The 11609-nt window shown below is 58.0% G+C and carries 8 protein-coding genes; 3 read left to right on the plus strand and 5 right to left on the minus strand.

All coding sequences use genetic code 11. From position 1 onward, the window contains the following. Entirely contained in the window at positions 1 to 1260 is a 1260-nt protein-coding gene (locus tag ADG72_RS04975; protein WP_048712809.1) for a hypothetical protein, read from the plus strand. A 116-nt stretch (positions 1261 to 1376) separates the two neighbouring features. Next, a complete protein-coding gene (locus ADG72_RS04980; protein ID WP_048712812.1) occupies positions 1377 to 3212 on the plus strand; it encodes a DUF5979 domain-containing protein in 1836 nt (611 codons plus the stop codon). A gap of 219 nt (positions 3213 to 3431) precedes the next feature. Here ADG72_RS04980 and ADG72_RS04985 read toward each other — a convergent pair whose 3' ends face one another. The 5 genes from ADG72_RS04985 to ADG72_RS05005 form a co-directional block, all read right to left on the minus strand. Continuing rightward, complete coding sequence (locus ADG72_RS04985) at positions 3432 to 3686, minus strand: DUF3073 domain-containing protein (protein WP_009408387.1); 255 nt, start codon at positions 3684 to 3686, stop codon at positions 3432 to 3434. Between the two features lie 135 nt (positions 3687 to 3821). After that, positions 3822 to 4154, minus strand: a complete 333-nt coding sequence (locus ADG72_RS04990; RefSeq protein WP_019126790.1) for a DUF3618 domain-containing protein — start codon at positions 4152 to 4154, stop codon at positions 3822 to 3824. Continuing rightward, a complete protein-coding gene (locus ADG72_RS04995; protein WP_009408389.1) occupies positions 4151 to 4576 on the minus strand; it encodes a phage holin family protein in 426 nt (141 codons plus the stop codon). Before ADG72_RS04995 ends, ADG72_RS04990 begins: the two co-directional genes overlap by 4 nt. Positions 4577 to 4645: 69 nt before the next feature. After that, a complete protein-coding gene (locus ADG72_RS05000; RefSeq protein ID WP_048712817.1) occupies positions 4646 to 6007 on the minus strand; it encodes a hypothetical protein in 1362 nt (453 codons plus the stop codon). A gap of 59 nt (positions 6008 to 6066) precedes the next feature. Beyond that, a complete protein-coding gene (locus tag ADG72_RS05005) occupies positions 6067 to 6813 on the minus strand; it encodes a TetR/AcrR family transcriptional regulator (protein ID WP_048712820.1) in 747 nt (248 codons plus the stop codon). Positions 6814 to 6872: 59 nt separating this feature from the next. On the opposite strand from ADG72_RS05005, the gene ADG72_RS05010 reads away from it, so the two are divergent. Further along, the gene (locus ADG72_RS05010) at positions 6873 to 11483 is read left to right on the plus strand and encodes an acyl-CoA dehydratase activase-related protein (protein WP_048712824.1); all 4611 of its coding nucleotides are present in this window, start codon (positions 6873 to 6875) and stop codon (positions 11481 to 11483) included. Positions 11484 to 11609 lie beyond the last annotated feature (126 nt).

Genomic DNA, 11609 nt, shown 5'->3' on the forward strand with positions numbered 1-11609 from the left:
GTGGGCCAAGAAGCATCGCTGCCTCCCAAACGCAGGTCGTTTCGCGAGCGTTTGGAAGCTGCTCCTGCTGGGCAGGCTCACGATTCTGCGCGAGGTGTTCAGTCCTCGCTGAGCCAGACGGCTTCGCACCCTTTGACTGAAACCTCGATGACTTCGGTCGGCGGGATGCGTGCTTTCGACACCGCACTGCGAGTGAACGGCACCGGCGAGATTCGCCTTGATGACCATGTTGCGCGCGTGTCTATGGGCACCAGCTCCGCTGTGCGTGAAGTGTTGCCTCTTCCCGTTGAGTTGGGGCTGGCAAACCACCTCTTCTGCGTGGGCGCTTCCGTTGAAGATGATGAGCTTGAGGCCTTGGCTGTTTCCGCGTGGGACGAGGCCCATTGGGTTGCTCCCGGTCGTCTGCACCTTCGCGGGGGAGTAGAGCTTTCTGGCCCTTGGGCGCTTCCCGTAAATGTCCGAGGTCCACTTGGCTTGGGTGCAGACCTCACTCACGCGTGGGTTGTGGAGTGTGAGCCGATGCGCGGGGAGCCTGCACCGCCTGAGCTTGCCGCGAGTGACCGCTGGGCTTCGGCTTTCCCCGAGGGCTTGCCCGTTGGGCTCGAATATCAGGTCTTGCTGGTGCTGGAGCGGATGGCTCGGCGCTTGGCTGGGGCTGTGCGCATTGCGGGAAGTGGCGTTGTTATGCAGCCCGATCCTGATTCCGCAGTGTCTTTGGCCGTGTATTCGCCGCGCTGGGTGGGGCCCGCTGAACTTGCCGAGGCCTTGGCTGAGGTTTTCCCAGAGACGATTGATTCGCGCGAGTTGGTTGCTGATGCGCAGGGAGAGCCTTCCCGTCAGAATCGTCGCGATGCCGAGGCTGAACGAGAGCTGCGTTCAGTGGTGCATGAGTTGAGTGATGAGTTGCGCGAAGCCTTAGCGCGGGATCGTGAACATGCACTAAGCGCTGAACAAGTTGTTGATGGTTTTGCTTTGCTCAGTCCTATTGGGAATCAGTCGATCATGATGGTTGAAGTGCATCAGGTCGAGCAGGTTCCTCATGTCTTGCGCTGGGAGGAATGGGCGCAGGGGGCGGTCATTGAGTATCGACTACGCTGGCTTCCTAAGGGAAATGTCGAGGTTCCTGAGAGTATCGTCACTCGTTCCGAGCGTTTGGAGCGTATGCGTTCGACTCGTGATATTGAGTCTGCAGCAACAATTATCCTTGGAATTGCGGGCGGAGCTGTGGTTGACGAGGATGACTTCCTGGTTTCTTTATGAAATGTTTATGAATGAAATCTGAATAAATTTAGCTGAGAAAACACTAGGAATTTCAGCCTGATTACCTGTAATATATTTTTGAATCTGTCAATCTTCGGATTTTTGGAGTTTTTCCTATGACAACCCTCCGCACTAAGCGCGCGGTTTCTGCGCTCGCAGCGCTGACGCTTGCGGTTGGTGGTATCGGTGCCGTTGAGATCTTCTCTGACGCTGCCGCTCCCGCCGCCCACGCCGCAACTTGTCCCGCACCCACCACGGATATCACCTCGAAAATGACTGTTGGCCAGCCTGAACTGGTTGACGACAATGGAAATGCAACGACGAACCTCACTGTTGGTCAGACCCTTGGTTACAAGGTCAAGTGGTCGACCAGCTCGAAGGTGACCGCAGGTCAGTACTTCCAGTACAAGCTTTCAACCAAGTCCGCAAACCCGATCGCTCCCTTCACCTTCGATGTGAAGTCCGCATCGGGCACCGTGATTGGCTGCGCTACTTGGGGATCGGATGGCACTGTCAAGGTCGTCTTCAATGAAGCAGCTGAGGGTGCGGCATCTTGGGATGGCTGGGTGATCACTCGCTCGCGCTTGACCCTGGAGGCCAATGAGATCGGAGGCACGCAGCCTTTCCATCTGACCGAGACCAAGTCCGTTGACGTTAACGTCAAGAAGGGCGTCGGTGTTGGCGAAGGTTTCCGTAAGGATGGCTTCTGGACCTACCCCGGCACCGTTTGGAACAAGAGCCGCACCATCTCTTGGCGCGTGACCATTCCCGGTGGCTCCGCTGGTCTGAAGAACGTGACCTTTACCGACAACTCCGAAGACACCAAGTGGGACTTCGACTGCACCGATCTGACGAACCAGTTGAAGACCAATGCCACTAACTTCAAGCTTCTTGCAGCTGTTGGCGGCGCAAACTACGCAGGTGCGGACCTCTCTAACGGTTCTCTCCGTGAAAACGCGACCATCACCTGTGATGCAAACGCGCTCAAGATTCAGATTCCTGAGATTCCTGCAAACCAGTTCGCAGTCTTCACCCTCTACGGTCGCGTTGAGAACCTGGTGAACGGACGCTACTGGAATACTGCAAACATCGAAGCTCCGGGCACTCCGGGTGCATCAGTTGCAAGTGAAAAGCTCGTCTACGGTGCTGATGCTGGTGCAGAAGCAAAGCAGGTCTTCTCCATCGCCAAGAAGGTTGATGACTCCGCAGCTGCTCTGACCGATGATCCGGACTTCTCCTTCGAAGTGACCCTGAAGGGCCCCGGCGTTGACAAGACTGAAACTGTCACCGTTAAGAAGGGACAGACCTACACTTACCCGGACAAGCTGCCTGTCGGCACGAAGGTCACCATCAAGGAAAAGAACCTTCCCGATGCAAGTGTCCTGTGGGATAACGCAACTTCCGGTGTCTTCAGTGAAGCTGATGGCGTCACCTTGGGTGCGGACAAGAAGACCGCAACTCTGACGGTTAACCCCGAAAAGGACTACACCGCAACAGTCACCAACGTGACCAAGCCGAAGCCGACTCCGACCCCGTCGACCACGACTCCGACCCCGGAGCCCACGCCGTCCACGACGACTCCTGCGCCGTCACCGACTCCGTCGACGACCACTCCGGCTCCGAAGCCGACTCCGAGCACCACCACGCCCGAGCCGACTCCGTCGACCACAACTCCGGCTCCGAAGCCCACGCCGTCCACGACGACTCCGGCTCCGAAGCCCACCCCGTCGACCACGACTCCCGAGCCGAGCCCCTCGACCACCACCTCGGTGCCTCCCGCACCGACCGAGTCGACTCCTCCCTCGACGCCCTCTGAGCAGCCCAAGAAGCCGAAGAACCCCAAGTCTTCCCTGGCAAAGACCGGTGCAAACAGCGGAATTCTGCTGGGCCTTGGAATGGCAGCATTGATCGCCGGTGGCGCTGCAGTTGCAACGCGTCGCAAGATGGGCTGAACCATCTAGCGCACTGACGCTATAACGCTGGTCCCGGTGGTGAGAAATCGCCACCGGGACTGTGTTTTATCCGGGTAAAGAGTGATGCCGTTCTTCAAGCCTTCAGGCAGCTTCTCGCCCTACGTGGCTTCCTTCCTAGCAGATACAAAAACACCGTCAGATGGGTGTAACAAACCCGTCTGACGGTGTTTCCTTATGTCTTAAAGCGGAAGAGCTCAGCTACTTTCGCGATTGCGAGGAAGAAGAGGTCCAGTAGTCCTCGTCATCCCAGTGGTCATCCTGGGAATCCTGGTCATCTTCGGCGTAATCAGCGTAGCGTGCGTACAGATCATCTTCGTCTGGCTGCTCTTCGCTATGCGTCTCATGCCCGGCTGCAAGCTCCCTTTGGAGTGCATCCAGGTCGGTGTCAGGGCTGAAATACTTCAGCTTGCGTGCGACTTTCGTCTGCTTGGCCTTTTGACGGCCGCGCCCCATGGCGTCGACCCCCTCTACTTCGGTCGGGTCCGCACAAGCGGTGCCCTAGGTGTTCAAAATGTTTCGTGGGAACATCATACCTAAAAACGATGCCCGATCCCCACCCGAAGTGTTGGATGGGGCCAAATTATGCCTTCAGCGGGAGTACTTAGAACCCGAACGCCTCACGCGGGAAGTAATACGCCACGCAACAAGACCGACAACTGCCACGACAGAGCATGCGGCAATTCCCAGAGTGCGCATCGCGTCAGTATCACCTTCGCGTGCCAGCTCCCAAGTCGAGCGAGCACGTTCCTTGAGCTCCTCAACCTTTGCCTGAGCATTCTGCTTTGCCTGCTCAATTTGGTACGAAGGGTGAAGCTGTGTCACAAGCTGATCAACCGTATTGGTGAGCTCAATACGCGTCATGCGTAGCTGGGCTTCAATCTCATCTGCGCTCAGGTCTGCTTGAGTCTGCTCGTTGCTCACTTTTGAGCCCCTTTCTTCACGGCGTCCACATCTTCCTTCAAGCCCTGCTGGGGTGCGGGAACGTTCTGGCTAGACTTCTTCAGCTTCGAGATGCCAACCAGAGCGAAGATGATGACGATCAAGAAAATCACGCCACACACGATGAGTGACGCTGCCCAAGCGGGAAGAACCAAAGCCAGTGCAAGCTCCGCACTGTGCAGAAGCCATCCCAGGCCGTAGAGGGCGAAAACACCCGCAATAACCAGTGCGATGATCCCCGCTTTTGCGAAGTTGAGGAAGGTCATCGCCTTGGTCTTTGTCAGTTCGATTTCTCCGCGGATGAGCGTGGAGATTTGTGCCGTCATACGGCCGAAAAGCTCGCCAATACTGGGGGGTTTGGGCTCAGACGGAACCTGCCCCAAAGAGGGACGGTAATTACTCATACCTTCATCGCTTCCTACGAAGATGGGCACCGAAGTGCAGTCACTCTTTAATTTTGACACGAATACGTGTCACTTAGCATCCGACTCGGGTACCGAATCCTCATCCGGCATTACCGAACCGGGGAGCTCGCCCAGGATTTTTTGTGCGTGTTCGATCAGCGCAAGCTCCTCAGGGCTTGCCTCAGAACCGGAAGGCAGATCTTCATTGAGTTGTTCTTTGAGTTCATCACCCAGTGAAGCGCGCGCCTGATCAATGCGATGGAAACGCTGTGCCTGGGCAATCGCAGCAAGAGCAATTTCAGCGGTCTCAGGATTGTCATCCCACTGCGAAGACACTGGCTCGGGGAGCGGAGAGTCCGCTGTGCGCACAACCCGAGTAGTCAGCGGGTGCCAATTGGGCGTGATTGCGGGCTCCTCATCCTCTGCCTCGATCTCCGAGGCGGCGGTGGAATCCTCGCCACGGCTCTCCTTTGCGGGCGGGGCTTCCTCTTCTGAGGCCTCGTCATCTTCGTGGGGGAGGTTGGGGGCAATGGTCGCCGAGTCGGTGTGAGCTGCAGAGGTGGTGTCGGCGGGGGAGTCGGCCTCGTCACCGGGGGAGGAAGGGGGAAGAATCGGATCGCCCGCGCGTGGAATTGGCCCAAGGTAGGAGGTGGGATCTTCGTTGATGGCCTCGTAGGCCATGGAGATGAATTGCGCGTCAACCTTTCCGGTGTCTGCTGCGACCGTGCTATTCGCGATGATGAGAAGGCGGTCGGCATGCTCGGCAGCTTGGGCAAGATCGGTAAAGAAAACGACGCACGCGCCGCTGGAACGCAGGGGAGTGAGGGCCTCGAAGAACTCGTCAAGGAATTCACCCTGGTCGACCTCGGCGGGAAGGTCGCTGATAATCACTAGGTTTGCGCGATACACGATCGCACGTAACACCTGGAAATCCAACAATTCAGAGGCTGAAAGATCACTGGCGGAACGCGTGAGATCGATGTTCAGGCGAGAGGCCGTTGAGTCGATGACCTCGGGATCAAGGGTTTGCCCCATCGTTGCACACGGAATCACCAAGTTTTGGAGGAGCGTGAGGGAGGGGTTCAGAACTTCGTCGGGGCTGATCAGGGTAGTCCTGCTGCCCGTGGGCATCCACACCGAACCTTCATCAAGTGGGCTGATGCCAGAAAGGACGCATGCGACATGATGGCGGCGCGCAGCTTGGGGGTCGAAAACAGCGACCGTTGAATCGGCGCGGAAAGCAAGATCTGAGCGGTCTAGGTAGTGAGCCTGGGTTGAGGGATCAATAATGGTTGCACTTCGAGCGAAATAGACGACTTTGCCCCCAGCCGTGCCGGCTGCGGTGCCCTTACGCGTTTGCCACCAGTGACGCTTGGGTCGGGGGGCGACAAATGCTGCGCGTTCTTCAGCAGTGGGAGCGTGAGTTGTCATGCTCCAATTGTGCCAACAGCCTTGCGAATTGATGCCGCGCGCGCGCCGAAAGTGGCGTTTTATTGCGGAAGAAGTGAGGTGAATATGTGATCGATGCGCTGTTGCAATAGAGGGGTCAGGCTTTTGTGGATGTGCTGACGAGGCATGGTTGCCAGGGGCTCCAGAGCAATGATGTAGCGCATGGTAACTACGCCGTACAGCATGGAAAGGACGATCTCGAGTTCTTCGCCAAGGAGTCGAGCCCGATCGGGGTCTGCGGCAAGGAACTGACTGATCTGCTCTAAGACATCGCTTCGGATATAGGTGCGAAAGCGCTGGGAGGTTGAGGTATCGGTGATCAGTGCACGCATGAGTGCCAAGAGGGTGTCTGATGTCAGCGTGTGCTCATAGAGGTCCAGGATGTAGTCGACTAGGCGTGTGGCCGCTCCCTGTGGGCCTGGGGTGAGAAGCGCGATGATTTCCGAGGCCGGGTCGAGGGGAAGATCCATGCAGGCGCGGAAAAGTTTCTGCTTAGTTCCGAAATAGTAGGTGATGAGCGCGGGGTCGCATCCTGCTCCCCGGGCGACTGAACGCAGGGTTGTGTGGTCGTAGCCCTGAGTGACGAATTCACTTCTGGCGGCAGCGATGATGTGCTGTTTGACTTCGCCTCGGCAGGCGCTGGGGCCACGGTGGATTTTAGATACAGACGATGTTGCGTTATTTGAATCAGAAATTTCAACACCTGATGAAACTTCGGGGGCATTTGTCAGGGATTCTGAAGGCGCTTTTCGCTGTTTCTCCGCCCTTAGTTGATGCATCGTCGCCATGAGCTCAGTCTAATTTCAACAGTTTGGAAATTAGAAATCGGGGACATAGCGTGCACAACATGGATACGCAGATCATTGAAGGCTCGCGTTTACACGCCGAAAGCACACCCGAACACCCGTGCCAGCTCGGTATTGATGTGGGCTCAACGACGGTCAAAGCCGTTGTTTTAGACGGCAACCGCATCCTCTTCTCAGACTATCGCCGCCACAACGCAGATGTTCGCGCCGAACTCGGACACCTTCTCGAGGACATCGAGGACATCTACCCCGGATTGGTCGTCCAGGCTGCGATCACCGGTTCGGGCGGATTGACGACAGCCCGAGCAATGGGCATCCCCTTCGTTCAGGAAGTTATCGCGGGAACGGAATCCACTCAGCGACTCCACCCAGAAGTGGATGTCGTTATTGAGTTGGGCGGTGAAGACGCCAAGCTCACCTACCTGCACCCCACACCTGAGCAACGAATGAACGGAACCTGTGCGGGTGGAACCGGTGCCTTCATTGACCAAATGGCCACGCTGCTCCACACCGACGCCTCGGGGCTGAACGCGCTGGCCGAAGCGCACACTCAGCTCTACCCGATCGCCTCGCGCTGCGGTGTATTCGCGAAATCGGATATCCAGCCACTGATCAACCAGGGCGCCGCGCACGAGGACCTTGCGGCCTCGATCTTCAGCGCGGTCGCAACCCAAACCATTGCAGGTCTTGCCTGCGGTCGCCCCATCCGCGGAAACGTCATGTTCCTGGGCGGCCCGCTGCACTTCCTCCCTCAACTACGCGAGGCCTACAAGACTCTGCTCCCCAAGGCTGACTCCTTCATCACCCCGGAAAATGCGCAACTGTACGTCGCTATCGGAGCTGCACTCTTGGCCTCGAAAGAAGCAAAGAAACGAGGCGAAGAAGAAGGAAACGCGCTCGAGCAACTGATCGACCGCCTCGCCACCGCACACGTCGAAGCCGAATCCGCTCGCATGCGGCCCCTTTTCGCGACCCCGGAAGAGAAGGAAGAATTCGTCCAGCGTCACGCAGAAGAAGTCATCCCCAAGGCTGATCTCTCTCAGGCTCGCGGGCGCTGCTGGCTCGGAATTGATGCGGGTTCAACCACTATCAAGGCAGTTCTGATCGACGAAGATGACCGGATTGTCTTCACCCACTATGCCTCCAACGAAGGTGACCCCGTCGCTGCAGCGGTAGAAATTGTTCGAAGGGTCCGCAGTGAACTGCCTGAAGGCACCGTGATTGGTCGATCCTGCGCAACCGGATACGGCGAAGGTCTGGTCACCGCGGCCCTGACCATGGACGAGGGCGAAATCGAAACAATGGCGCACTACCGCGCCGCGGAATTCATCCAGCCCGGCGTCACCTCGGTCATCGATATCGGCGGCCAAGACATGAAATACCTGCGGATCAAGGATCACGCAGTCGATTCAATTTCCGTCAACGAGGCCTGCTCCTCGGGTTGCGGGTCCTTCCTGCAAACCTTCGCGCAGACCATGGGAACCGACGTGCGAAACTTCGCGCAGATGGCAATGGAATCGAGCAGCCCCGTCGACTTGGGAACGCGCTGCACGGTCTTCATGAACTCATCGGTCAAGCAGGCGCAAAAAGAAGGCGCGGATGTGCGCGATATCAGCGCTGGTTTGTCCTACTCGGTCGTGCGTAATGCCCTGTACAAGGTCATCAAGCTCAAGGACCCCTCGGACCTGGGCGAACGCGTCGTTGTCCAGGGTGGAACCTTCCTCAACGACTCGGTTCTTCGCGCATTCGAGCTGCTCACTGGCCGCGAGGTTGTTCGCCCGGATATCGCCGGACTTATGGGTGCTTACGGCGCGGCGCTCACTGCCCGTATGCACGACAGCGGTGAAGGTGAGTCGACGCTGGCTCGCGTGGAAGACCTCGAGGACTTCCAAGTCGAGACCACGCGCAAGACCTGCCGCCTGTGCCAAAACCACTGTCAGATGACGATCTCGACCTTCTCCAACGGAGAAAGGCACGTATCGGGGAACCGTTGCGAACGCGGAGCAAGCCTTGAAAAGGTCCCACGCAAGTCGGACCTACCCAACCTCTATGACTGGAAGTACAAGAGGATCTTCGGATACCGACGCCTCACCGAAGCCAAAGCCTTCCGCGGAGACATTGGCATTCCCCGTGTTCTGGGCATGTACGAGAACTATCCCTTCTGGTTCACGATGCTCACCGAGCTCGGTTTCCGCGTGATGATCTCCGGACGAAGTAATCACGAGCTATTCGAGCAGGGAATGGAATCGATCCCTTCTGAAAACGTGTGCTATCCGGCCAAGCTCGTCCACGGACACATCGAATCCCTGTTGGATAAGGGGATTACAACGATCTGGTACCCCTGCGTTGACTTCGAACAAAAGCTCACCGACGCGGATAACAACTTCAACTGCCCGGTCGTTGCAACCTACCCCGAAGTCATCCGCAACAATATGGAGCGCCTGAATGAGCCGGGCGTGAAGTTCATCAGCCCCTTCATCAACTTCGGCAACCGCGACTACCTGCCCGCACACCTCGTGCGCACCTTCGCGCAGTATGGCTACGACATCAGCGTTGAAGAAATGACCCGCGCACTGGATAAGGCGTGGGAAGAAGACGCAGCAGTCAAGGCTGAAATCAAGGAAAAGGGCCGCGAAGCACTCGAGTGGATGCGCGAACACGGAGTGCGTGGAATTGTCTTGGCGGGCCGCCCCTACCACCTCGATCCCGAAATCAACCACGGCATCCCCGAGGTCATTGTCGGACTGGGAATGGCCGTCCTCACCGAGGACTCCATCATTGACCAGCGCCTTGAACGCCCTCTTCGCGTGCGCGATCAGTGGTCCTACCATTCGCGCCTATACGAGGCCGCTGCCCGCGTGGGCGATGAACCTGACCTCGAGATGGTCCAGCTCAACTCCTTCGGCTGCGGCGTTGACGCAATCACCGCCGACCAGGTTCAAGAAATCCTCGAGGGCCGAGGCGACGTGCACACGGTCCTCAAGATCGACGAAGTTTCGAACCTGGGTGCCGCAAAGATCCGCCTGCGTTCCCTAGAAGCGGCGGTTGCGGAGCGAGGAACCATGGCCTCGGGAACGATCGATACCGCGGTGCACGAGGACCCCGCATCCGTTGCCGCGCGCGAAGAATCCGAGCAGGTCAAGGCTGGACACATCGAAGCGCGAGCCGTCTTCACCGAGGAAATGCGCGATGCGGGATACGAAATCCTTGCCCCGCAGATGTCGCCCATTCACTTCCGCTTCTTGGAGCCCTTGTTCAGGCGCGCGGGATTGAACGTGCGAGTGCTTGAGCACACGAGTCGCCAGACCATGGAAACGGGCCTGAAGTACGTCAACAACGACTCCTGCTACCCGGCGATCGTTGTCATCGGTCAGTTGATCGACGAATTCGTATCGGGTCGAGCGGATCCCGATAAGACCGCAGTCGGCATCACGCAGACCGGCGGAATGTGCCGCGCAACGAACTACGCCGCGCTGTTGCGTAAGGGTCTGCGCGACGCGGGATATCCGCAGGTCCCGGTCATTGCGCTTTCCGTTCAGGGGCTGGAAGACAACCCCGGCTTCAAGATCGGAATTCGCCACATCCACAAGGCGATCCAAGCCTTCGTGATCGGTGACGCGATCCAGTCCATGCTGCTTCGCGTGCGTCCTTACGAGGCCGTGCCCGGAAGCGCGATGGAACTGTACCGCCGCTGGGATCAGATCGTGCGCGAGTGGGTCGTCAGTGATCGCTCTGAGACTTTGGGACGTGTCGGTCCGACGGGTCTCCTGACGGGGCGCTTGCGCTATTCGACGCTGATCAAGCGCTGCGTTGCTGAGTTTGACGCCCTGGAATTGCGTGATATTCCGCGTAAGCCTCGCGTTGGTTTGGTGGGAGAGATCCTTGTGAAGTTCCACCCCGATGCGAATAATCATGCGGTTGACGTCATCGAGGCCGAAGGTTGTGAAGCCGAGCTTCCCGGACTCATGCAGTTCTTCCACAATTCGGTTGCGACCGCGGAGTGGGATTACGAGAATCTGGGTATCGACGGCAAACAACGCAAGATCATGCCCATGGCTCTGTGGCTGCTCAAGAAGTATGAGGTTCCGGTCCATCGCGCCTTCGAAGAGACGAATGGGAAGTTTGAAGCCCATCGCGATATCGAAGAGATGATCTCGCGTTCGGAGGACATCGCGCGCCTTGGTAACCAAGCCGGTGAAGGCTGGTACCTGACGGCTGAGATGGTCGACATGATCGAACACGGATGCCCGAACATCATCTGCGCGCAGCCTTTCGCATGCTTGCCCAACCACATCGTTGGAAAGGGCATGTTCCGCGCGCTGCGCAACCGTTACCCGCAAGCGAACATTGTCGCGGTCGACTACGACCCGGGCGCCTCGGAAGTCAATCAGCTCAACCGAATCAAGCTGATGCTGGCAACCGCTGTTCAACAGCACAATGCCGCCGAGCGCGATGGTGAAGACGATGGCGTGCTGCAGTTGGTCGGGATTGATTTCGATTCCGAAGACCTGGGCGGCGAGGCCGTTGCTGGTGCGTCCTGCGGTGGTTGCGGGTGCGGATCCGGTGGCGCTTCCTCTGATGGCGAGGGACGCCGCGTGGTCGGCTTGGGCATGCCTGCGATGCCGCCGAGGCGTGGTGCTGCTTTCCGCTGAGGCGAGTGTTGGGGTGTTGGCTGCGCTGACGCTTGTGCGGACAAGTGCTTGGCCGGCTCGCTCTTCTCTAGGGGAATATCCTCAGGAATAACCGTGTTTATATAGCGGATATTTTGTGAAACGGAA

This window comes from Trueperella pyogenes, assembly GCF_001070855.1.
Lineage (GTDB): Bacteria > Actinomycetota > Actinomycetes > Actinomycetales > Actinomycetaceae > Pauljensenia > Pauljensenia pyogenes_A.